Below are 21538 nucleotides of genomic sequence, written 5' to 3'. Positions count from 1 at the left end.
TCTGAAACGGGATTGGAAAGCGCGCGCGAAGGCGGCAGGATGGCGGCGCGACCACCCGACGGAGAATGATGCATGCGTTTTGGAACCACTGCCGTTGCCATACTGGCCCTTGCCGTCCCGGCTGCCGCCCAGAACAGCCATTGTGCCGCCCTGCCGGCATCCGCCCGCGTAGAGGTGCGCGGACCGGACAATGTGATTCCGGCGCAACTGACGCCGCGCGGCTTTACTTGCCCGCGCGGTTTCACCACGGAAAAGATCGGCCCCGTGACCCGCTGCCGCCAGCCCGGCCCGGCACGGGCGGAAACCCGCGAGCCCCGGCGCGACTGCTATGCCAGCCTGCAACTGGGTCCGGTGCGCTCGATCAGCGGGATGCAGCGGCCGACGTTGCAGTGCCCGACCAACCCGTCGATCGACAACATCGTCGCCGTTCGCGGCCGCAATGTCGGCTGGCAGGACATCACCCTGACCGCCCCGCCTGCGGCGGCGGTCTCGATCACGCACCTGCGCGCATCCGGCGGGCGCACGCCGGCGGCCGAGGATCCGGTGCTGAACGACTGTTTCCCGCATGATTGCCGGCTGATCCGCCTGACCACGCACAGTGCGACGCCCGCCCGCGTCGATCTGACGGTTGCAGCACCCGGCAACGCCGCCACCACCAGCTTCACCGTCCAGACCGAGGCGGCCTGCCCCGGTCGCTGATCAGCGCGGCAGATAGGCGAGCGGATCGAGCGTCCGCCGCCCCTGCCGCACCTGAAAATGCAGTTGCGGTTCGTCGACGCTGCCGCTGCTGCCGGCCCGCGCGATCGGCTGCCCGCGTTGCACACGGTCGCCCCGGTCGGCCAGCGCATCTTCCAGATGAGCATAGGCGGTGACGGTGCCGCCCGCGTGGCGCACCAGCATCATCAGGCCGAAACCGGCGATGGCGTCGCCCACATAGATGACTTCGCCGTCGGCGGCCGCCCTGACCGTGGCGCCACGCGTCGTCTTGATGTTGATGCCGTCGTTCACGCGTCCGCCGGCCTTTGGCCCGAAGCGCGACAGGATCACCCGCGCATCGACCGGCCAGGAAAGCGGCGGCACAGCGGCGACCGGTTGCGGTGCCGGGGGCTGCGGCCGTGGCGGCCCATCCGGGCGGGCGGCGACGGCCGGTGCCGAACCGGTGATCAGGTCGTCGATGTCGAGCTGGAACGACGCTGCGACTTCCTCGGGCGTGGCGCCGGGGCCGGGCCTTGGCCGTGGCTTTGCTGCGGGCCGGGCCGGGGCGGCGGCGGTGGGGATGAACAGCGCCTGCCCGATCTGGATGGTGGCGTCGCGGTCGATGCTGTTGGCGGCGGCGATCCGGCCCCACGGAACCCCATAGGCGTTGGCGATGGCGATCCCGGTTTCTCCGCGCTTGACGATGTGCCGCCTGCCGCCCGGCACGGCAGCGCCATCGGCGACGGCCGGCACCGCCCGCCAGCGCGGGCCGGAGGGTTTGGCGGCAGCGCGTTTGCCGGCCTGCGCCTTGCCGCGCGGCGGATAGCCGCGCGGAGGCGGCGGAGCCGAACAGGCCGCCACGGCAAGCGCCAGCAGGAAAACGGAAATCCGGGGGCAATTCATCCGCACGAAGCAGCCCTTAGAACAAAAATGCAGCGGTGGGGAATCGCTGGCAGGCGGCACCAGCCTGCCAATCCGGACGGGCCGGGCTGCACGGGCGACGGAATGCAGCGAAAATCCGCTGCGGGATGCCCGGTGGGGCCACAGCCTGTCGGAGAAATTTACAGGTCTGGCAAAGCGGGCTTGATTGCAAAATCGCAATATACTGGAATCACGCAGTATAATATTTTTGCGCAGGTTGGCACAGGACGTGCATCTCTTGGCGGGTTCGGCGGGGGCAACTGCCGACACGAGACAGGTTCGTCACCTGATCATGAGATCGTCACGGCGGGGGCGGCAGCGCGGGGGTGCTGCCGCCCCCTTGGTGTCAGAAGTCACCCGCCCGAGGATGGCGCTATAGGCCCAGTTTCGCCCGCGATTCGGCGGACGCCCAGTCCCGGTCGCCGGAATAGCGCCAGATTTCACGTCCGTCCGGGCCATAGAGGATGCTGATCGGCAGCCCCTTGGCCTTTACCTCGAACCCGAATTGCATGCGGCTTTCCAGCCGGGTTGCGAGGTTGGGGTATTTTTCGGGTGTGAAGGCGGTGCCGACTGCGCGCCAGCCCTCCATGTCCTGGCTGATCGGCACGACCAGCAGCCTTCCCCGGGTTTCGGCGGCCAGCCTGTCGAGGGTCGGCAGTTCCTTCAGGCAGGGGGCGCACCATGTCGCCCACAGGTTCACCAGCAGCGGCCGGCCGGGGTTCGCCTTCAGGATGTCGGCGATGGTTTCGGTGGCGCCATCCGGCCCGGTTTCCAGCGCCAGGCCGGGCGCGGCGGTTCCCGCATGGGACAGATCGAAGCCGGGGGCGGCTTTTTCTCCGGCTTGCGGGGCGGGCGGTTGCGCCTTAGGGCTTTGCCCGTCGCAGGCGCCGAGCGCCAGCAGTGCAAGGCAGGAATAAAGGGCAGACTTCATGGCATCCTCCGGCGACGAACAGGGCACGGGCACCGCAGGGCGCGCCAACGCGCTGTGGGGTGGCCGGTTCGAGGGCGGCCCGGCATCCGTGATGGCCGAGATAAATGCCTCGATCCCCTTCGACAAGCGCATGTGGCGGCAGGACATCCGGGGCAGCCGCGCGCATGTCGCCATGCTGGCCGATCGCGGCATCATCGATGCCGCTGCCGCCGCCGGCATCGCCGAGGGGCTGGCGGCGATCGAAGCGGAATATGCGCGTGACGGGGTTCCCGTCGATATCGCCCGCGAAGACATCCACATGACCGTCGAGAGCAGGCTTGCGGAAATCGTCGGCCCGGATGCCGGACGGCTGCACACCGCGCGCAGCCGCAACGATCAGGTGGCGACCGACTTCCGCCTGTGGGTGCGCGACGCGATCGACGGGCACCGCCACGCCATCCGCACGCTGGCCGCAGTGCTGGCGGCCCGCGCGACGGAACATCACGCAACGGTGATGCCCGGCTTCACCCACCTGCAGGTCGCCCAGCCGGTTACGCTTGGCCACCATCTTCTGGCCTATGTCGAGATGCTGAAGCGCGACCATGGCCGCTTCGGCGATGCGCGCGCGCGGCTGAACGAATGCCCGCTGGGGGCAGCGGCGCTGGCCGGCACCGGCTTTGCGATCGACCGGGCGCAGACCGCTGCCTCTCTGGAGTTCGACCGGCCGACCGCCAATTCGCTGGACAGCGTTTCCGACCGCGATTTTGCCATCGAGTATCTGACTTCGGCCTGCCAGACGGCGCTGCACCTGTCGCGGCTGGCCGAGGAAGTGATCCTGTGGGCCAGCCAGCCGTTCGGATGGGTGCGCCTGCCCGACCAGTGGTCGACGGGTTCCTCGATCATGCCGCAGAAAAAGAACCCCGATGCCGCCGAACTGGTGCGCGGCCATTCCGGCCGCATCCTTGGCCTGATGGCGGGCCTGATGGTGACGATGAAGGGCCTGCCGCTGGCCTATTCCAAGGACATGCAGGACGACAAGGAACCCGTGTTCGAGGCGCACGACCTGCTGGAACTGAGCCTTGCCGCCTGTGCCGGGATGATGGAAACCCTGACCTTCGTGCCGGATCGCATGCGCGCGGCCGCCGCCAGCGGCTATTCCACCGCGACCGACCTTGCCGACTGGCTGGTCCGCGAGGCCGGCGTACCCTTCCGCGAGGCACACCATATCACCGGGCGGGCGGTAAAGGCCGCAGAACAGGCCGGTTGCCAGTTGGACGGGCTGCCGCTTTCGGTGCTGGCCGCGATCGATCCGCGCATCGACGAACGGGTGTTCGATGTGCTGAGCGTCGAGGCCAGTGTATCCAGCCGCACCAGCCTTGGCGGCACCGCGCCCGCGAACGTGCAGGCCGCAGCACAGGCGGCAGCCGCCGGAATTGCCGCATGGGCCTGATGCGGGTGATCGTGGCCGGTGCGATGATGACCGGCCTTGCAGCCTGTGGCTACAAGGCGCCGCTGACGCGGCTCGATCCCGCAGACCCCGCACTGACCAAACCCGGGCGCAAGGCCGCACGCGCCGACGAACGCCAGCGCGTCGAAGCGGGGCTGGCGGTGCCTGCGAACGCGCGGCCCGCCCGTGTCGACGACCAGGAGGACCGGATGGGCAGGCGCGGCGACGATCCGTTTTCGATGCCGCCCGCAGGCACGCGCGGGGGCGGCGATCCCGCCTTTCCCGGCGACCCCGCCCCGAAAGACACCAGAACCCCTGAGCAGACGGCACCGCGACGCTGATGGACCATTTCCTGCTACGCAACGGCGAGATGTTCGCGGAAGACGTGCCGCTGGCACGGATCGCCCAGGAAGTCGGCACGCCGGTCTATGTATATTCGGCGGCGACGCTGCGCCGCCATGCGCGGGTGATGCGGGCGGCGCTGGCGGGCGCCGGCGATCCGCTGATCGCCTTTGCGGTGAAGGCGAACCCCAACATCGCGGTGCTGAAGCTGCTGGGGAAGGAAGGGCTGGGGGCCGATGTCGTTTCCGAAGGGGAAATGCGGCGTGCGCTTGCCGCCGGGATCCCGCCCCGCCGCATCGTGTTTTCCGGTGTCGGCAAGACCGATGCGGAAATGCGCGCGGCGCTGGAAGCGGGCATTCTGCAACTGAACGTCGAAAGCGAAGGCGAACTGGACCGATTGTCGGCGGTTGCCGCCAGCATCGGGCTGACGGCGGAAGTGGCGTTCCGGGTGAACCCCGACGTCGATGCCCACACCCACGCCAAGATCTCGACCGGCAAGGCCGAAAACAAGTTCGGCATACCGCTTGCCCGGATCGAGGCGCTGTATGCCCGCGCATCGTCGATGCCCGGCATTCGCCCGGTGGGGGTTGCAGCGCATATCGGCAGCCAGTTGTTCGATCTGGAGCCGCTGGCCGCTGCCTACGCCAAGCTTGGCGAACTGGTCGCGCGGCTGCGGGCGAACGGGCTGGCCGTCGAACGTGTCGATCTGGGCGGCGGGCTTGGCATCCCCTATGATCCGGCGATCGGCGCGCCGCCGACGCCTGCCGAATACGGCGCAATGGTGGAACGCGTAGTCGGCGGCTGGCCGGATCGCGATGGCGTTCGCCTGATCTTTGAACCGGGGCGGCTGATCGCCGGCAACGCCGGGGTGCTGCTGGCGCGCGTCGTCACCGTGAAGCAGGGCGAGGCAAGCTGCTTCGTGGTGCTGGACGCCGCCATGAACGATCTCATCCGCCCGACGCTCTATGGCGTATACCACGACATCCGCGCTGTCCGTCCGCGAGATGGCGAACTGGTGGCGACGATCGTCGGCCCGGTTTGCGAAACCGGCGATACCTTTGCGCAGGGCCGCCGCATCACGCCGGTCGAGGATGGCGACCTGGTGGCCTTGATGACGGCCGGAGCCTATGGCGCAACCATGGCCGGCACCTATAATTCACGGCCGCTGGTCGGCGAAGTGCTGGTCGAAGGCGACCGCTATGCCGTCGTCCGGCCACGGCAGACGCTGGAAGAACTGCTGGCGCTGGACCGCGTGCCGGACTGGCTTTGAATTTGGCGGCCATCTGGCCGGAATCGGGGGAATGCACGGATATGAAACCGGTCAGGAAGGCAGTTTTTCCGGTGGGCGGGATGGGCACGCGCTTTCTTCCCGCCACCAAGGCGGTGCCGAAGGAAATGCTGCCGGTCGTCGACAGGCCGCTGCTGCAATATGCAGTCGACGAGGCGCTGGCCGCCGGGATCGAGCAGATGATCTTCGTGACGGCGCGCGGCAAGGCGGCGATCGACGACTATTTCGACACTGCCTTCGAACTGGAAACGCTGCTGGCCGAACGCGGCAAGGACGCCGAGATGCGGGTGCTGGACGGAAGCCGTCTGGTGCCGGGCAGCATCGCCAGCGTGCGCCAGCAGGAACCGGCGGGGCTGGGCCATGCCGTCTGGTGCGCGCGGCACATCACCGGCGATGAACCCTTTGCCGTGCTGCTGCCCGACGAACTGCTGTGGAACCCGCAAGATCCCTGCCTGTCGCAGATGGTGCGGGCGCGCGATGCCGTCGGCGGGACGGTGATCGCGGTGATGGAAGTGCCCGACGAGCAGACGCATCGCTATGGCATCGTCGATCCGGGCCGGCAGGATGGCGCGCTGACCGTGGTGCAGGGCTTCGTCGAGAAACCGGCGCCGGGGACTGCGCCGTCGCGCCTTGCCGCCATCGGCCGCTACCTGATCGAGCCGGAGTGCATGGCCATTCTTTCGGAAGGGAAGCGCGGTGCGGGCGGCGAAATCCAGTTGACCGACGCGCTGGCGCGGATGATCGGCGACAAGCCGTTTCACGCACTTACCTATGCCGGCCGCCGCTTCGACTGCGGCGACAAGGCGGGCCACATCACCGCCAACATCGCGCTGGCGCTGGAACGCGCCGACATCGGCCCGGACGTTCGCGCATGGATCGAGGCGAACCTGCGCTAGGCGGCTGGCTGCGGGGGTTCCGCCTTCAGGGGTTCCACCTTCAGGATGGCGCCATCCGCACCGACGATGCGGACTTCGGTGCCGGGATCGGCGTCGGCGCCTTCGGCGATCCACTCGCTGTCGCCAAGCTGCACGCGGCCGCGCCCGGCACGGATCGCCTGGCTGACCACGCCGACCGAGCCTGACAGTTGTTCGGCGCGCCGGTTCAGCAGAGGGTTGTCGGCGGTGCCGCTGTTCCGGGGCTGCCAGCGCCTCGCCGCCAGCAGTGAAACCAGTATCCAGATGGCGAAAACCCCGAGCTGGCCATCGATCGTCAGGTTCAGGATGGCCGCCGTCAGCGCCGTCGCCAGCGCGGCGGCCGCGATCCAGATCAGGTAGGCGCCGGGCAGCAGCAGTTCCAGCCCGGCGGCAACGGCCGCCAGCGACAGCCAGCCCCACGGCGACAACAGGAAATCGCTGATCCCGTCCGGCACTGCCCTAGCCCTTGCGTCCGCCCGCCGGGACGCCGGCCAGCGCACCGGATTGCGCACCGGTCTGGCGCTGGCGGCTGTCATCGCCGACGGCTTTCACCAGTTCGGCGATGCCGCCAACCGATCCGATCACGCTGGATGCATCGAGCGGCATGAAGATGGTCTTGGCGGAAGGTGCGTTGGCGAACTGGCCGAGCGCATCGACATATTTCTGCGCCACGAAATAGTTGATCGCCTGCACATCGCCCTTGGCGATCGCATCCGAGACCATCGCCGTTGCGGCGGCTTCGGCCTGTGCTGCCCGTTCGCGCGCTTCGGCATCGCGGAAGGCGGCTTCGCGGCGGCCCTCGGCCTCGAGGATCTGCGATTGCTTTTCCCCTTCGGCGCGCAGGATGGCGGCGGCGCGCAGGCCTTCGGCTTCCAGTGTGACGGCGCGCTTTTCGCGCTCGGCCTTCATCTGCCGGGCCATGGCTTCCTGAATGTCGCGCGGGGGCTGGATGTCTTTTACTTCGACCCGCGTCACCTTGATGCCCCACGGCGCTGTCGCATGGTCGATCACGGTCAGCAGCCGGGCGTTGATTTCATCGCGTTTCGACAGGCTTTCATCGAGATCGAGGCCGCCCATCACGGTGCGCAGGTTGGTCTGGGTGAGGGCGGTGACCGCCGCCGTCAGGTTGGCGACTTCGTAGGCGGCCTTTGCCGCATCGAGCACCTGAAAGAACACCACGCCATCGACCGACACCAGCGCATTGTCGCGGGTGATGATTTCCTGCGTGGGAATCGGGAGAACCTGCTCCATCATGTTCATCTTCAGGCCCACCCTGTCGACGAACGGGATGATCAGGGTGAAACCGGGGCGCAGCGTCGTGGTGTAGCGGCCGAGGCGTTCCAGAGTATATTCATAGCCCTGCTTGACGATGGTGACGGAACGCACCAGCACCAGCACGGCAAGCGCCACCAGAAACAGCGTGAAGACAAGCGCACCCACGATCAAATCCCTTCATGCCAGCAGGCGTTGCCGGCATAGTGGGGGCAAAACCCGCACTTGGAAAGGGGAGCATGGATGACCGACTTCCGCCCGCACCGCACGGCATTGTATCTTCCGGCATCGAACGCGCGCGCGATCGAGAAGGCGCGGACGCTCGGCGCCGATGTGGTGATCCTCGACCTCGAGGATGCTGTTGCGCCTGACGCAAAGGATGGCGCGCGCGCAGCGGCGGTAGCAGCGCTGGAGGGCGGTTTTGGTGCGTCGCTGGCCGGACTGCGGGTGAACGGTTTCGGTACGCCATGGCAGGACGCCGATTTTGCCGCAGCGGCGCGATCGGCGGCAGCGTTCATTCTGGTGCCCAAGGTAGATAGTGCCGACGAGGCGCGGGCGGCGGTCGGGCGGGCGGGCGGCAAGCCGGTCTGGGCGATGATCGAAACGCCACGCGCGGTGCTGGCAGCCGACGCCATCGCCGATGTGGCGGGCGTTGCCGGGCTGGTTGCGGGGTTTGCCGACCTGACCAAGGACTTGCGCGCGAAGCCCGGCGCCGACCGGCAGCCGCTGCTCTATGCGGCAAGCCGCATCGTGCTTTGTGCGCGGGCGGCCGGCATTCTGGCCTTCGACGGGGTGTTCACCGGCATCGGCGACGACGCCGGTTTGGAGGTAGAGGCGCGGCAGGCGCTGGCGATGGGGTTCGACGGCAAGACCTGCATTCACCCCGGTCAGCTTGGCGTGGTGAACCGGGTGTTCACGCCGACCGCCGAAGAACTGCAACTGGCCGAGGGGCTGATCGCGGCGCACGAAGCGGCGATGGCCGAAGGGCGCGGCGTTGCCACGTTCCGCGGCAAGATGGTGGAAGCCCTGCACGTGCTGGAAGCGCAGCGGCTTCTGGCGATGGCGGGCGCGCTGGAAAATCAGGACTGAAGCGCGCCTGCATCGAGCCACGCCGGACGCAGCAGTTCGACGGGTTCGCCGGCAACCGTCAGCGGCCCGGCCAGATCCTCGGTCCGCAGCAGGGCCATTTGCACGTCGCCATGGCGGCCGCCGCGCAGGCGGCCCGCTTCCCGCGCTCCGGCGAAGATGGGCGCGTCGGCGGCGTACTGGCCTGACAGCCTGACCGGAAGCAGCCGTTTGCGAAGCCGGTCGCGGTGGTGCATCCGCGCGGTGTTTTCCTGCCCGGTGTAGCAGCCCTTGGTGAAGCTGACGCCGTGCAGTTCGCGGGCGTTGGTTTCCAGCCACAGCAGTTCGTCGTGGCCGATCTCGTCGGCGTCGGGCAGGCCGAGCGCCAGACGGTGCGCGTGCCACGAAGCCGCTGGCGCCGATTGCCCGGCCGGGGCGGCAAGGAACCGGCTGCCCGCCAGCGGTGTGCGCGGGTCGGCCGGGTGCGTGGATGCCTCGCCCCATTGCTGCCAGACGCCAAGCCCCGGTTCGGCGGCGATTCCGACCTGCCGGCGCAGGCGGAACATGCCCAGGCGCCGGACCAGCGCGTCGGCGTCGGCGGCTGCGACGTCCAGCAGGATGTCGGCGCCGTCCTCGAACAGGAATAGCTGGAACAGCGTCTTTCCCTGCGGCGACAATAGCCCTGCATAGAGCGGCGCAACCGTGGAAAGCGCAGGGACATCCTGTGTGACGAGGCCTTGCAGGAAGGGGCGGATGTCGGGACCGGACAGGCGCACGAGCGCGCGGTCGGCAAGCAGGGTAAGCGGCATGACAGGGGCAGACTAGGCCCACCGCGCGCAAACGCCAAGGCCGGTTTCGGGAAGCCAGAAATATCTGGAAAGCCGTTGTTCGCAGTGCCATGTAGTAGCGTGTGCGCGGCAGGCTCGCCGCAACAAGAGTGCATGGGAGTATCCAATGACCAGCGTGAACTATGCAGCAGGCCCCGACCTCAACGACGCAGCGGCCCTGGTGGTGTTCGTGGGCGAGGGTGGCGAGCTTTCTGCCGGCGCCAAGGCGGTGGATGCAGCAGGGGCAGGCCAGTTGGGCCGCGCGCTGAAGGCGGCGAATTTCACCGGTAAAAAGGGCAAGCTGGTGCTGCTGCTGGCGCCTGCCGGAATCGCGGCATCGCGGGTGCTGGTGGCAGGCATCGGCGAACCGGCGAAGGCTGATGCGCGCCTGTTCGAGGATCTGGGCGGCGACGTCGCCACCAAGCTGCTGACGACCGACGAGCATGTCGTGGCGGATTTTTCCGGCATCGCCGATCTTGGTGTGCCGACCGAAGTGGCGGCAGCGCATTTTGCCCATGGTGTCGAGCTGCGGAGCTGGCGCCTCGATACCTATCGGACCCGGCTGAAGGACGAACAGAAGCCGAAGCTTGCCGCTGTCACGCTGGCGGGCATCGGCGATGGCGCGAAGCCGCTGGTTGATCGCCTGCAAAAGGTGGCGCAGGGCGTTGCCTTCACCAAGGAACTCGTCACCGAGCCGGGTAACGTCATTTATCCCGAAAGCTTCGTCGAACGGGTGCGCGCCAAGGTCGAGCCGCTGGGCATCAAGGTGACGGTGCTCGACGAAAAGGACCTGAAGAAGCTGGGCGCCGGCTCGATGCTGGGTGTGGCGCAAGGGTCGGTCAGGCCGCCGCGCCTGCTGGCGCTGGAATGGAACGGCACCGGCAACCCGGATGCAACCCCGCTGGCGCTGGTCGGCAAGGGCGTCACCTTTGATACCGGCGGCATTTCGCTGAAGCCGGGGCCGGGCATGGAAGACATGAAGTGGGACATGGGCGGCGCTGGCGCCGTCGCCGGGATCATGGTGGCGCTGGCCGGGCGCAAGGCCAAGGCCCGCGTGGTCGGCGTGTGCGGCCTCGTCGAGAATATGCCTGACGGCAATGCCCAGCGGCCGGGCGATATCGTGACCTCGATGTCGGGGCAGACGATCGAAGTGCTGAACACCGACGCCGAGGGGCGGCTGGTGCTGAACGACTGCCTGACCTGGGTGCAGCGCACCTACAAGCCGAAAACGGTGCTGGATTTCGCCACCCTGACCGGCGCGATCATCATCAGCCTCGCACATCAATATGCAGGCGTCTTCAGCAATTCCGACGCGCTGTGGACGAAGCTCGATGCGGCGGGTAACGCGGTGAACGATCTGGTGTGGCGGCAGCCGCTGTCGGAAGTGGGCGGCCACTATGACCGGCTGCTGGATTCGACCATCGCTGACATGAAGAACCTCGGCCCGCGCGAAGGCGGTTCGATCACGGCGGCGCAGTTCCTGCAACGCTATGTCGACGAGGGCGTGGAGTGGGCGCATGTCGATATCGCCGGCACCGTCTGGCGGCCGAAGGGCGGGTCGCTGCACGACAAGGGCGCAACCGGGTTCGGCGTACGCCTGATCGACGAACTGGTGGCCCGCCACTTCGAGGGCTGAGCCGCGCCTTGGCCGTAGAGGTTGGTTTTTATCACTGCACGCGCGATCCGGCGCCGGTGGTGGCCGTGCGTCTGGCGGCGAAGGTCCATGCCAGCGGCCAGCTGCTGCTGCTGGTTGCGGACGGGGAACGGCTTGTTGCGATCGACCAGCATCTGTGGACGTTCGACGACGCCAGTTTTCTGCCGCATGGCGTTGCCGGCAGCGGCCACGACGACGAGCAGCCGGTGCTGCTGGCGCCTTCGGTGCCGGACCATGCGGCGAACGGCGCGCGGCTGCTGATGCTGGTGGAAACCGGCCTGCCCGCCGGGTTCGAGGGCTATGACCGGGTGTTGAACCTGTTCGGCGACGGCACGCCCGCCCATCAGCGCGCGCGCGCCGACTGGAAGGCGATCGGCGGCCGCGATGGCGTGGAACGGGTTTACTGGCAGCAGACGGAGCGGGGCGCGTGGGAGCGCGCCTGATCGCCCCGGCGCTGGCGCTGGCGCTGGCCGCGTTGCCGGTTGCGGCGGCGCCGATCGCCGACGGAACGCTGCTGCGCGCCGATGATCCGGCGCAGGTTGCCGACTATCTGCGCCAGATCGGCTATCGGCCCGACCTTACCACCGACCAGACCGGTGATCCGCGCATCGTCATCGGCTTTGCCGGAATGCAGGGCAGCATCTGGTTCAACGACTGCAACGAACAGGGCCGCCAGTGCGAGAGCATCCGCATGCAGGTGGGTTTGCTGACCGATCACAAACTTTCATTGCAGCAGGTGAATGAATTCAACGCGTCGTGGCGTTTCGCCACCCTGTCGCTAGACGAGGAGAGCGATCCGCTGCTCAATCATGATCTGTGGCTGGCGAAACCGGGCATTCCGGCGGGCGTGGTCGGCCGCACGGTGCAGCAGTTCGAAGCCGTCGCCGCAACACTGCGGGACATGGTGAACGCCCACGAGGCTGCGGGCAAGAAAGCGAAATAGCGGCCCGCCTGTCCTACATTCAGTAAACAATATACCAAATTGGTTATTTCACATGATGGAGATAGCCAATGAGGACTATTCTTTGTGCGGCCTGCCTGTTGCTGCTTGCCGGGTGCACCAGTGTTCCGATGCCGCAACCGGCAGGCCCGGCGCTGATGCTGATCGTCGGTGACTTGTCGGCCGCGGTCGAATCGGTGCTGGCGGCAAGCCCCGACGCCGCACCGGAGGCGCTGGCGCGGGCGGCGGCCCAAATCGATGCCGCGCGGGCGGAAGTGGTGGCGCGTCTGGCGGCGCCGGGCGATGGCCGGGGGCTTGGTGCGGCGGCCGCGATCGGGGCGCTTGGTGCGACCATCGCGCTTTGTGAAGACGGGCTGGCACGGCTGGGTGCTTTGCAACGGGCTGGCGCCGACACAGCTATACCCGAGCGCCGCCTTCGCCTGTCGTGCCTGCTGCCGCTGGGGCTGATGCGGGCGGCGGGCTGAACCGTTGGCCAAAGAAAAAGCCGGCGCGCTGGCCGGCTTTTTCGTGCCGGGCGGGCCGGCAGCAGCTTTACCGGATCATTCGTAATCCGGCCCGAGGTTCTGGTTGCGCGGCGGGGCGGCCGCCGTCACCCGCAGGGCCTCGGCCGACGCCGCAAGCGATCCGACATCGTCGGCCACATCGTCCTCGTCGATATGGACCTTCTGCAGGCTGGAGACGATCCGGTCGGAGAGCGCCTCTGGCGACACGGTTTCCTCGGCGATTTCGCGCAGCGCGACGACGGGGTTTTTATCGCGGTCGCGCTCGAGCGTCAGGTCTGCGCCGCCGGAAATCTGGCGTGCGCGCTGGCCGGCCAGCAGCACCAGCTCGAATCGGTTGGGCACCTTCTCGATGCAGTCTTCAACGGTGACGCGGGCCATCGACGTCTCTCCTGGGAACGGGAATATCGGGATGCCGGTAAATGCCGGGCAGGGCAGCGCAGATAGCCGCAGCACGGGCCATGGTCAAGGATTCTCGGGCTGTCGCACCTTGACCGCGATGCCGGTCGGCGCTAGTGGGCGCGGCTTCTCGCATTCGGCCCCGCATGCCCGGTGAAGCGGTGGCCCGAATTACCTGATGGTGGTTCGCGCGGGTCCGGGCTGGCCTTGGGTTTGCCGATGCGTCGGTGATCCGGGGCGCGCCGCAGGGGCAATTCCGCCCCCGGCCAGCGAAGGATGATACCATGTCGAAGCGCACAAGCGCCAAGTACAAGCTCGACCGCCGCATGGGCGAAAACGTCTGGGGCCGCCCGAAAAGCCCGGTCAACCGCCGCGAATACGGCCCCGGCCAGCACGGCCAGCGTCGCAAGGGCAAGATGTCGGACTTCGGTCTGCAACTTCGCGCCAAGCAGAAGCTGAAGGGCTATTACGGCGACGTCACCGAAAAGCAGTTCCGCAAGGTCTATGCCGAAGCGGTGCGCATGAAGGGCGACACCTCGCAGAACCTGATCGGCCTGCTCGAGCGCCGTCTGGGCATCATCGTCTATCGCGCCAAGTGGGCGCCGACCGTGTTTGCCGCGCGCCAGCTTGTGAACCACGGCCATGTGCTGGTGAACGGCCGCAAGTGCAACATCGCTTCGGCGCTGGTGAAGCCGGGCGACGTGGTCGAAATGTCGGCCAAGGGCCAGCAGATGGTGCTGGTGATGGAAGCCGCGCAATCGTCCGAGCGCGACATTCCGGAATATGTCGGCGTCGATGGCTGGAAGGCGACCTATGTGCGCGTGCCGACCCTCGATGAAGTGCCGTATCCGGTGAAGATGGAACCGAATCTGGTGGTCGAATTCTACAGCCGCTGATCCGGCTTCGACCCGTTCGGGACATGCAGAAAGGGCGGTGCGAAAGCGCCGCCCTTTTCGTTTGCGCAGCTTTTTCCACCATCTGCCAAGAAAAGGCTCCACAAAGGGGGGCGTTGTCCGGCATGATCGGCGGCGATGCTGCGCCAATATGAACTGGTCGAGTTGGTCCGGAGCTATGATCCGGATGCGGACGAGGATCTGCTGAACCGCGCCTATGTGTTTTCGATGAAGGCGCACGGCAGCCAGTTGCGCGCCAGCGGCGACCCCTATTTTTCGCACCCGATCGAAGTCGCCGGCATCCTGACCGACCTGAAGCTCGACGACGAGACCATCGCCACCGCCATCCTGCACGACACGATCGAGGATACCGTCGCCACGCCGGAGGATATCCGCCGGATGTTCGGTGCCAATGTCGCGCGGTTGGTGGAAGGCGTGACCAAGCTTTCGCGAATCGAGGCCCAGAGCGAAAGCGAACGCGCCGCCGAAAACCTGCGGCGGTTCCTGCTGGCGATGTCGGATGACATCCGCGTGCTGCTGGTCAAGCTGGCCGACCGTCTGCACAACATGCGGACGCTGAAGCATCTGAAAAACCCGGAAAAGCGCCGCCGCATCGCGCGCGAAACGATGGACATATACGCCCCGCTTGCCGAGCGCATCGGGCTGTATGGCTTCATGGACGAACTGAAGGAACTGTCGTTCGCCGAGCTTGAACCTGAGGCCTGCCAGTCGATCGTGCGGCGGCTGGAGCGGCTGCGCGCCGATGGCGGCGACGCCGTCAGCCGCATCGAGGCGGCGATCCGGCAGACGCTTGGAACGGCGGGCATCGAAGTCGATGACGTGCGCGGCCGGGAAAAGCAGCCGTGGTCGATCTTCCGCAAGATGCAGGACCGCGACGTCGCGTTCGAACAGCTTTCGGACGTGATGGCGTTCCGCGTCATCACCCGCAACACCGAGGATTGCTATCGCGCGCTGGGCGCCCTGCACCGTAGCTGGCCGATGGTGCCTGGCCGCTTCAAGGACTATATCTCTACCCCCAAGCGCAACGGCTACCGGTCGCTGCACACGACGCTGGTCGATCGGTCACGGATGCGGATCGAAGTGCAGATCCGCGACGCCGACATGCACGCGCGGGCCGAGTTCGGCATGGCCGCGCACTGGGCCTACAAGCAGCGGCAGGGTGCGGGCGGCACCCAGTATCCGTGGCTGACCGACCTGCTGGAAATCCTCGAAAGCGCGCAATCGCCCGAGGAAATTCTGGAACACGCCCGTATCGCCATGTTTCAGGATCAGCTTTTCTGCTTCACGCCGAAGGGCGAACTGGTGCAGTTGCCGCGCGGCAGTACGCCGGTCGATTTTGCCTATGCCGTCCACACCACGCTTGGCGATACCTGCGTCGGCGCGCGGGTGAACGGCAAGGTGGTGCCGCTGCGCACACGGCTTCGCAACGGCGATCAAGTGGAAATCCTGCGGTCGTCGGCGCAGACGCCCGATCCCGCGTGGGAGCAGTTTGCGGTAACCGCCAAGGCGCGTTCGGCGGTGCGGCGCCACATGCGGATGAAGCAGCGCGCCGCCCAGTTGAAAACCGGGGAAGCCCTGTTCCACGACGCCGTCGACCGGCTGAAGGTGGATATCGGATCGGAAGCGATCTCCGGGGCGTTGCGGCGGCTGAAACTGCCGGACCAGTCGGCGCTGTTCGTGGCGCTGGCGACCGCTGCCGTATCCGATGCGCAATTGATGGACGCGCTGGTGCCGGGGTCGGCGGCGCCACGGCGGGCACGGCGCGTAAAGGCGCCTGAACCTGCGGCCGGCGCAGTGCTGGCGGTGGGTAGCGCGCATTCGGGCAGCATGGAAATGGCGTCCTGCTGCATGCCGGTGCCGGGCGACCGCATCGTCGGTCTGCGCGTGCCCGGCCACGGGATCGACGTGCACCGGATCGACTGCCCGCTGCTGGCCGCCGCCGAGGATGGCGACTGGGTCGATCTGAAATGGGCGCCCGATGTCGGCTCGGGCACGGCGCGGATCGCCGTGGTGGTGATGAACGAACCCGGCGCGCTGGCGCAGGTGACGGCGATCCTCGGGCAGCAGGGGGCGAATATCGTAAACCTGCAACTGAAGGACCGCGACCGCGCCCACCATCGTTTCGTCATGGAAGTCGAGATCGACGACCTGAAGCATCTTCTGGATCTGGTTACGGCGCTGCGCGCGCCAAGCCTGGTTGTTGCAGCCGAGCGGTTGCAGCCCGATGTGCCGGTGCCGCAGCCCTTTCTCGAAGCCACGCAGCCCGGATAGCGCCGGTTCAGCGGGCGGGGCGGGCCTCTTGCGAAAGCCGCGTCATCAGGATGGCGGCGCGCTTCGCCTGCTTCCAGAGGCTTGGCACGTCGATCCATTCCTTTTCGGAATGGTCGCCGCCGCCCGACGGCCCGAAACCGACCAGACCGGAGACATCGGCTGCGACGAAGCCGATATCTCCGGCGCCGCGCTTCAGCGGGTCGAGTTCCGGCATTTCGGCCAGCCCGAGGTCGCGGTTGACGCCGTTCAGCGCCGCCAGCAGCGCGCGGTTGCCGGCGGTTGGCGCCATCGGCGGATAGCCTTCGTTGAAGCGGATTTCGGCGCCGGCTCCGGGGCTGTGGCGGGCGACGATCGCCTGCATCCGGCTGCGCACACGGTTGGTCTGTTCGGCGGACAGCGTGCGGAAATCACCCTGCGCCAGCGCGATGCCGGGGATGATGTTGGATTTCCCCGTCGCTTCGGCGCGGGTCGCCTCGTCGGCGAACGCGGCAGTGGTTCCCCCGGCTACCATGCCGACGTTGAACGTCAGGCTGGGTTCCGGAAGCTCGGTGCGGAACGTAGACAGGATGCGCGCCAGTTCAAAGATGGCGCCGTCGCCGGAATGCGCGCTGAAGATCTGGCTGGAATGGCCGCTGTTGCCGGTGGTTTTCAGTTCCCAACTGTTCGACGACCGCCGGGCGATCGATCCCATGTCGCGGCCGTCCTGCCGGGCCAGCCCCTCGAAGTCCAGCGCGGCGTCGGCGCGCTTTCCGGCTTCGATCAAACCAGCCCGCGCGGTTGCGTGCGGCTGGCCCGCGTCTTCCTCGTCGCCGGTCAGCCATATCTCGATGTTGGCGTCTTTCAGCGTGCCCGCCGCCTGCATCGCCTGCAACGCCGCCAGCATCACGATCACGCCGCCTTTGTCATCGCCGACGCCGGGGCCGCGCGCGACATCGCCTTCGCGGCTATAGCGCTGGAAGCTGCTGGACGGCTCGAACACGGTGTCGGTGTGGCCGATCAGCAGCAGCCGCTTGTTGCCGGGCTTGCCCTTGTGCGTTGCGACAAGGTGCCCGGCGCGGCCGACTTCGTCCATCGGCACCCAGCGCACGTCCATGCCCAGCGCTTCGAAATGCGGGCGAAGCTGGTCGGCAACCTTGCGCACCCCTTCGACGTTCAGGCTGCCGCTGTTCTGGTTCACCAGTCGTTCCAGAAGCGCCAGATTGGCGTCGCGGTTTGCATCGACGGCAGCTACGATGCGGCTTTCCGCCGGAGCGAGCGCCGCCGACGCGGCAGCGGCCTGAACGCCAAGCAGCAACGCTGCTGCAAAGCTTGCAAGACGATGGTTCCGCATGGGCCGTTCTCCTCTGGGTGTGTCGTCAGCTACCGGCGCTGTCGGTGATGGTGGAATCCGGGTGTGGCGCGGTCGCTGGCGCGTGGCCCGGCAGGTTGTGGGTTTCGCGCTCGATCATGCGGTGCACCACCGGGCGGTCGGCGCCTTGATGCAGCGCCAGGATTTCCCGGCTGTTGTCGGCGTCGGCCCTGGTGCGGCGCTCGTTGTGGCGCACATAATCGAGCCATGTCGCGACGCAGTATCGTTCGGTCCAGGATTGCGGATCCGCAAGGTCGCGCAGGAGCGACCATTGCCGTGCGCCGTCGCGGCGGCGGATACGGCGGCGCTCGCTCATCACCGACAGGAAGGCGGGGATGTCGGCTTCGCGGATGCGGTATTCGATCGTCACCACGATCGGGCCGCTGCGCGGGGTGATCGAGACTTCGGTATCAGGCTCGTGCCAGAGGGCAAGCGGATCGAGATCCTTGTCGAGCGTTCGCGGCAGGGGCCGCGCGAAGCCGACGAGCATCGTCAGCAGTTGCAGCACGGCGGCCGAAACCAGCGCCGCCTTTGTGCCTTGCGCTTCGGCGATGGCGCCGAATATCCACGCACCGAACGCCATGCCGCCGAACGCGAACATCTGGTAAAGCGCCAGCGCGCGCGCAACCACCCAGCGCGGCGCCGACAGTTGCACCGTGACGTTGAAGGTGGAAAGCGCGATCACCCACCCGGCCCCCGACAAGGAAAGCGCCGGAATCGTCGCCCACAATGTGCTGCTGACGCCGGTGACTGCGGTGCCGATGGCGAACGCCAGCGTCGCGCCGCTGACCATCTGCTCGGTCGTCATGATCGTGCGCAGCCGCCTGACCAGCATCCCGCCGGCAACTGCCCCGACTCCGAATGCACCCAGCAGCGCGCCATAGGTAAGCGGGCCGCCTGCGACGCGGTCGCGCGCCACCAGCGGCATCAGCGCGGAAAGGGCGGCTGCCGCCAGGCCGAACAGCAGCGCCCTGACCAGCACCACACGAATGACCGGCGACATCGCGACATAGCGGACGCCTGCCGCCATCGCGAGATCGATGCGTTCGGGCGGCAGTTCGCGCGGAGGCAGGCCCGGCCGCCAGCGCGCCAGCACGATCACCAGCCCCACATAGCTGAAGGCGTTCACCACGAAGGCGGCGGCAGCGCCGGCAGCAGCGACGATCGCGCCGCCGATCGCCGGGCCGAGGCTGCGGGCGATGTTGAAGCCGACCGAGTTCAGGGCAACCGCCTGCGGCAGTGCCGGCCGTGCCACCATGTCGCCGACCGAGGCCTGCCACGCCGGGCCGTTCAGCGCGGTGCCGCAGCCGATCAGGAAGGTGAAGCAAAGCAGCGTCAGCGGCGAAAGCCACCCGGCCCACGCAACAGCGGCAAGCGCCGTCGACACGACCAGCATCATCGACTGCGCGAACAGCATGACGCGCCTGCGATCGAGATTGTCGGCGAGCGCGCCCGCCAGCAGCGACAGCAGCAGGATCGGCAGCGTGACCGACGCCTGCACCAGCGCCACCGTCTGTTCCGAGGCGGACAGCGACATCATCAGCCACGACGCGCCGACCGACTGGATCAGCCCGCCGAAGTTGGACACCAGACTGGCGATCCAGACCGACCGGAAGATCGGATAGGAAAATGGCGACGCGGTGTCGTCCGCGCCTGCCTGCTGTTCAGCTATGCCTGCCATGCCCACCGGTTGCCGCATCCGGCGGGCAAAGCCAAGCGTTCGTCATGCGCTGCGGTTCAGCAGGCTGTGGCGGCGGCTATAGGCGAAATAGAACGCCAGGCCGACGATGTTCCAGATGATGAACCTGACGATGGTGAGCGTCGGCAGGCTGGTGAGGAGATACAGGCAGCCGACGATCGCCAGCGTGCCGACGAGGTAGGGCGCCGGGCTTTTGAACAGCCGCTGGGCATCGGGTGCGGTGCGCCGCAGCACCATCAGGCAGGCGCCGACCGCGATGAACGCCAGCAGCGTGCCGGCGTTTGCCAGCTCGGCAATTTCATCCAGCCGGAACACACCCGCGACTGCCGCGATCGAAATGCCGGTGATGATGGTGATGCGCGTCGGCGAACCGGTGCGCGGGCTGACAGTAGACAGGGCGCGCGGCAGCAGCCCGTCGCGCGCCATCACGAAGAACACGCGGCTTTGCCCGTACATCATCACCAGGATGACCGACGGCAGCGCGACGATCGCCGCCAGCGCGACCACCTTGGCCATCATCGGCTGGCCGAGCGTGCGAAGCACCAGCGCCAGCGGTTCCGGGGAATTGCCCAGTTCCTGATAGGGGATGGCGCCGACGGCGGCGATGCCGACCAGCATATACACCATGGTGCAGACCAGCATCGAGCCGATGATGCCGATCGTCAGGTCGCGCTTGGGGTTCTTGGCTTCCTCGGCCGAGGTGGCGACGGTGTCGAAGCCGTAAAAGGCGAAGAACACGATGGCAGCGGCGGCCATCACCCCGCGCTTCACGCCGTCCACCTCGGTCGAGCCGAAGCCGTAGGGCATGAACGGCTTCAGGTTGTTGCTGTCGAAGGCGGGCATGGCGAACAGGATGAACGCGCCCAGCGCCGACAGCTTGATGATGACGAGGATGATGTTGAGCGTCGCGCTTTCGCGGGTGCCGGCGATCAGCATGCCCATCACCGCCAGCGCCACGAGGACCGCCGGCAGATTGATGATGCCGCCGGCATGCGGGCCGACCAGCAACGCCTGTGGAAGGTCGATTCCGGCGGCCTGTATCCAGCCGACGAGATAGCCCGACCAGCCGACGGCGACCGTCGAGCAGGCAAGCGAATATTCGAGGATCAGGCTCCAGCCGACGACCCATGCCGCCGTTTCCCCCAGTGCGGCATAGCTGAAGGTATAGGCGCTGCCGGCAGCCGGGATCATGGTTGCGAGTTCGGTGTAGGCAAGCGCCGCGCAGGCGCACACTGCGCCGGCGATCGCGAACGCCAGTATGACAGCAGGGCCGGCCCGGTCGGCGCCGACGCCCGTAAGGGTGTAGATGCCGGTGCCGACGATCGCCCCGACGCCAAGCGCGATCAGGTGCGGCCATGACAGCGTCTTCTTCAGCGAGTGGCTGGCGTCGTGCCGGGTGACATCCGCCAGCGACTTCTTCGGTCCGAACATGTTCTCCCCTTCGTGTCTGCGTCAGGCGTTTGCGCCGAATTGGTTCTTCAGGTCCGACCAGATGGACCGGATGTGCTGATCGAGCAATGCGCCGAGGCGCTTTGCGTCGCGCGCCAGATAGGCCTCCAGTTGCTCGCCATGTTCCTGGTGCGCGCGCGTGCCGCGGCCGGCGGGTTCCAGATGCGCATGCACATAGCGTTCGGCCATGATGGCCAGCCGCTCGACCACCTGCGTCGTGATCAGCCGGTTCGCCGAGCGGGTAAGCGCCACATGGAATTCCCGGTTGCGGTTCGGCACGGCCGACTTGTCAGCGGCGGCTGCGCTGTCGAGTGCGTCGAAGGCTGCCTGCACTGCCGCCCTGTCGTCGTCGGTTGCGTCGGTGGCGGCCTTTCCTGCGGCCGATGGTTCGATCAGCAGGCGCAGTTCGAAAATCTCGTCCAGCTCGGGCTGCGACATCGGCCTGACGAAATAGCCCCGGTTGGGCTGGCCGGTGATCAGCCCGTCCTGTTCGAGCCGGGCCAGCGCCTCGCGCAGCGGGATCTTGCTGACGCCCAGTTCGGTTGCAAGCGCGTCCTGCCGGATCGGCGCCCTGTCTGGCAGGCGTCCGCTGACGATCTGGTCGCGCACGATCTCGAACACACGGTCCGACAGGGTGCGCACGATCAGGCTCAAGCGGGCG

The 21538-nt window shown here is 67.4% G+C and carries 22 protein-coding genes; 12 read left to right on the top strand and 10 right to left on the bottom strand.

Going from position 1 to position 21538, the window contains the following annotated elements; all coding sequences use genetic code 11:
* The first annotated feature begins 72 nt into the window (after positions 1-72).
* On the top strand, positions 73-699 hold the full coding sequence (locus tag AC16JP_RS06225; protein ID WP_484339736.1) for a hypothetical protein: 627 nt from the start codon (positions 73-75) through the stop codon (positions 697-699).
* On the opposite strand, the gene AC16JP_RS06220 is transcribed toward AC16JP_RS06225, so the two are convergent.
* Entirely contained in the window at positions 700-1599 is a 900-nt protein-coding gene (locus AC16JP_RS06220) for a peptidoglycan DD-metalloendopeptidase family protein (RefSeq protein WP_484339745.1), read from the bottom strand. It abuts the gene before it with no gap.
* Positions 1600-1990: 391 nt separating this feature from the next.
* The gene (locus AC16JP_RS06215; protein WP_484339735.1) at positions 1991-2548 is read right to left on the bottom strand and encodes a TlpA family protein disulfide reductase; all 558 of its coding nucleotides are present in this window, start codon (positions 2546-2548) and stop codon (positions 1991-1993) included.
* Positions 2549-2600: 52 nt separating this feature from the next.
* On the opposite strand from AC16JP_RS06215, the gene argH reads away from it, so the two are divergent.
* Genes argH through AC16JP_RS06195 form a run of 4 tightly spaced genes read left to right on the top strand, consistent with a single transcriptional unit; the run spans position 2601 to position 6500 of the window.
* On the top strand, positions 2601-3977 hold the full coding sequence (gene argH, locus AC16JP_RS06210; protein ID WP_484339744.1) for an argininosuccinate lyase: 1377 nt from the start codon (positions 2601-2603) through the stop codon (positions 3975-3977).
* Positions 3968-4315 carry a hypothetical protein gene (locus AC16JP_RS06205; RefSeq protein ID WP_484339734.1) on the top strand — a complete coding sequence of 116 codons (348 nt, stop codon included), beginning with the start codon at positions 3968-3970 and terminating at the stop codon, positions 4313-4315. The genes argH and AC16JP_RS06205 overlap by 10 nt, the downstream gene beginning before the upstream one ends.
* Positions 4315-5586, top strand: coding sequence for a diaminopimelate decarboxylase (lysA, locus tag AC16JP_RS06200; RefSeq protein WP_484339733.1), 1272 nt, complete (start codon positions 4315-4317; stop codon positions 5584-5586). The genes AC16JP_RS06205 and lysA overlap by 1 nt, the downstream gene beginning before the upstream one ends.
* A gap of 41 nt (positions 5587-5627) precedes the next feature.
* Complete coding sequence (locus AC16JP_RS06195; protein ID WP_484339732.1) at positions 5628-6500, top strand: UTP--glucose-1-phosphate uridylyltransferase; 873 nt, start codon at positions 5628-5630, stop codon at positions 6498-6500.
* On the opposite strand, the gene AC16JP_RS06190 is transcribed toward AC16JP_RS06195, so the two are convergent.
* Positions 6497-6973: an NfeD family protein gene (locus AC16JP_RS06190; RefSeq protein ID WP_484339731.1), complete on the bottom strand. Its 477-nt coding sequence runs from the start codon at positions 6971-6973 to the stop codon at positions 6497-6499. The genes AC16JP_RS06195 and AC16JP_RS06190 overlap by 4 nt on opposite strands.
* A gap of 4 nt (positions 6974-6977) precedes the next feature.
* Complete coding sequence (locus tag AC16JP_RS06185; protein WP_484339730.1) at positions 6978-7958, bottom strand: SPFH domain-containing protein; 981 nt, start codon at positions 7956-7958, stop codon at positions 6978-6980.
* Between the two features lie 75 nt (positions 7959-8033).
* Here AC16JP_RS06185 and AC16JP_RS06180 point away from each other — a divergent pair, with 75 nt between their 5' ends.
* The gene (locus AC16JP_RS06180) at positions 8034-8879 is read left to right on the top strand and encodes an HpcH/HpaI aldolase/citrate lyase family protein (RefSeq protein WP_484339729.1); all 846 of its coding nucleotides are present in this window, start codon (positions 8034-8036) and stop codon (positions 8877-8879) included.
* On the opposite strand, the gene ygfZ is transcribed toward AC16JP_RS06180, so the two are convergent.
* Entirely contained in the window at positions 8870-9664 is a 795-nt protein-coding gene (gene ygfZ, locus AC16JP_RS06175; protein WP_484339728.1) for a CAF17-like 4Fe-4S cluster assembly/insertion protein YgfZ, read from the bottom strand. The two genes, AC16JP_RS06180 and ygfZ, sit on opposite strands and share 10 nt — an antisense overlap.
* Before the next feature lie 145 nt (positions 9665-9809).
* On the opposite strand from ygfZ, the gene AC16JP_RS06170 reads away from it, so the two are divergent.
* The 4 genes from AC16JP_RS06170 to AC16JP_RS06155 all read left to right on the top strand — a co-directional run bounded on the left by AC16JP_RS06170 (position 9810) and on the right by AC16JP_RS06155 (position 12761).
* Positions 9810-11318, top strand: a complete 1509-nt coding sequence (locus tag AC16JP_RS06170) for a leucyl aminopeptidase (RefSeq protein WP_484339727.1) — start codon at positions 9810-9812, stop codon at positions 11316-11318.
* Between the two features lie 8 nt (positions 11319-11326).
* Entirely contained in the window at positions 11327-11779 is a 453-nt protein-coding gene (locus tag AC16JP_RS06165) for a DNA polymerase III subunit chi (protein ID WP_484339726.1), read from the top strand.
* Complete coding sequence (locus AC16JP_RS06160) at positions 11764-12279, top strand: YbjN domain-containing protein (RefSeq protein WP_484339725.1); 516 nt, start codon at positions 11764-11766, stop codon at positions 12277-12279. The genes AC16JP_RS06165 and AC16JP_RS06160 overlap by 16 nt, the downstream gene beginning before the upstream one ends.
* A 68-nt stretch (positions 12280-12347) precedes the next feature.
* Positions 12348-12761 carry a hypothetical protein gene (locus tag AC16JP_RS06155; RefSeq protein WP_484339724.1) on the top strand — a complete coding sequence of 138 codons (414 nt, stop codon included), beginning with the start codon at positions 12348-12350 and terminating at the stop codon, positions 12759-12761.
* A gap of 75 nt (positions 12762-12836) precedes the next feature.
* On the opposite strand, the gene rpoZ is transcribed toward AC16JP_RS06155, so the two are convergent.
* Entirely contained in the window at positions 12837-13178 is a 342-nt protein-coding gene (gene rpoZ, locus AC16JP_RS06150; RefSeq protein WP_484339723.1) for a DNA-directed RNA polymerase subunit omega, read from the bottom strand.
* Positions 13179-13480: 302 nt separating this feature from the next.
* Here rpoZ and rpsD point away from each other — a divergent pair, with 302 nt between their 5' ends.
* Positions 13481-14092 carry a 30S ribosomal protein S4 gene (gene rpsD / locus AC16JP_RS06145; RefSeq protein ID WP_484339722.1) on the top strand — a complete coding sequence of 204 codons (612 nt, stop codon included), beginning with the start codon at positions 13481-13483 and terminating at the stop codon, positions 14090-14092.
* 135 nt (positions 14093-14227) lie between these two features.
* Positions 14228-16381 (top strand): RelA/SpoT family protein, encoded by a 2154-nt coding sequence (locus tag AC16JP_RS06140; RefSeq protein WP_484339721.1) that lies wholly within the window; start codon positions 14228-14230, stop codon positions 16379-16381.
* Positions 16382-16388: 7 nt separating this feature from the next.
* Here the strand turns inward: AC16JP_RS06140 and AC16JP_RS06135 are convergent, their stop codons facing one another.
* Genes AC16JP_RS06135 through AC16JP_RS06120 form a run of 4 tightly spaced genes read right to left on the bottom strand, consistent with a single transcriptional unit; the run spans position 16389 to position 21531 of the window.
* Positions 16389-17711, bottom strand: coding sequence for a M20/M25/M40 family metallo-hydrolase (locus AC16JP_RS06135; RefSeq protein WP_484339720.1), 1323 nt, complete (start codon positions 17709-17711; stop codon positions 16389-16391).
* Between the two features lie 25 nt (positions 17712-17736).
* A complete protein-coding gene (locus tag AC16JP_RS06130) occupies positions 17737-19410 on the bottom strand; it encodes an MFS transporter (RefSeq protein ID WP_484339719.1) in 1674 nt (557 codons plus the stop codon).
* A gap of 42 nt (positions 19411-19452) precedes the next feature.
* Positions 19453-20859, bottom strand: a complete 1407-nt coding sequence (locus AC16JP_RS06125; protein WP_484339718.1) for an amino acid permease — start codon at positions 20857-20859, stop codon at positions 19453-19455.
* A 21-nt stretch (positions 20860-20880) separates the two neighbouring features.
* On the bottom strand, positions 20881-21531 hold the full coding sequence (locus AC16JP_RS06120) for a GntR family transcriptional regulator (RefSeq protein ID WP_484339717.1): 651 nt from the start codon (positions 21529-21531) through the stop codon (positions 20881-20883).
* Positions 21532-21538 lie beyond the last annotated feature (7 nt).

The organism is Sandaracinobacteroides sp. (assembly GCF_057137845.1).
The sequence above is the reverse complement of the archived record's forward strand: the minus strand, read 5'-3'. Positions and strand labels throughout refer to the sequence as shown.

Coding starts and splice junctions, on each gene's coding strand:
- AC16JP_RS06225 (WP_484339736.1), top strand. CDS start 73: ATGCGTTTTGGAACCACTGCCGTTGCCATACTGGCCCTTGCCGTCCCG.
- AC16JP_RS06220 (WP_484339745.1), bottom strand. CDS start 1,599: ATGAATTGCCCCCGGATTTCCGTTTTCCTGCTGGCGCTTGCCGTGGCG.
- AC16JP_RS06215 (WP_484339735.1), bottom strand. CDS start 2,548: ATGAAGTCTGCCCTTTATTCCTGCCTTGCACTGCTGGCGCTCGGCGCC.
- AC16JP_RS06205 (WP_484339734.1), top strand. CDS start 3,968: ATGGGCCTGATGCGGGTGATCGTGGCCGGTGCGATGATGACCGGCCTT.
- lysA (WP_484339733.1), top strand. CDS start 4,315: ATGGACCATTTCCTGCTACGCAACGGCGAGATGTTCGCGGAAGACGTG.
- AC16JP_RS06195 (WP_484339732.1), top strand. CDS start 5,628: ATGAAACCGGTCAGGAAGGCAGTTTTTCCGGTGGGCGGGATGGGCACG.
- AC16JP_RS06180 (WP_484339729.1), top strand. CDS start 8,034: ATGACCGACTTCCGCCCGCACCGCACGGCATTGTATCTTCCGGCATCG.
- ygfZ (WP_484339728.1), bottom strand. CDS start 9,664: ATGCCGCTTACCCTGCTTGCCGACCGCGCGCTCGTGCGCCTGTCCGGT.
- AC16JP_RS06170 (WP_484339727.1), top strand. CDS start 9,810: ATGACCAGCGTGAACTATGCAGCAGGCCCCGACCTCAACGACGCAGCG.
- AC16JP_RS06155 (WP_484339724.1), top strand. CDS start 12,348: ATGAGGACTATTCTTTGTGCGGCCTGCCTGTTGCTGCTTGCCGGGTGC.
- rpoZ (WP_484339723.1), bottom strand. CDS start 13,178: ATGGCCCGCGTCACCGTTGAAGACTGCATCGAGAAGGTGCCCAACCGA.
- rpsD (WP_484339722.1), top strand. CDS start 13,481: ATGTCGAAGCGCACAAGCGCCAAGTACAAGCTCGACCGCCGCATGGGC.
- AC16JP_RS06140 (WP_484339721.1), top strand. CDS start 14,228: ATGCTGCGCCAATATGAACTGGTCGAGTTGGTCCGGAGCTATGATCCG.
- AC16JP_RS06135 (WP_484339720.1), bottom strand. CDS start 17,711: ATGCGGAACCATCGTCTTGCAAGCTTTGCAGCAGCGTTGCTGCTTGGC.
- AC16JP_RS06130 (WP_484339719.1), bottom strand. CDS start 19,410: ATGGCAGGCATAGCTGAACAGCAGGCAGGCGCGGACGACACCGCGTCG.
- AC16JP_RS06125 (WP_484339718.1), bottom strand. CDS start 20,859: ATGTTCGGACCGAAGAAGTCGCTGGCGGATGTCACCCGGCACGACGCC.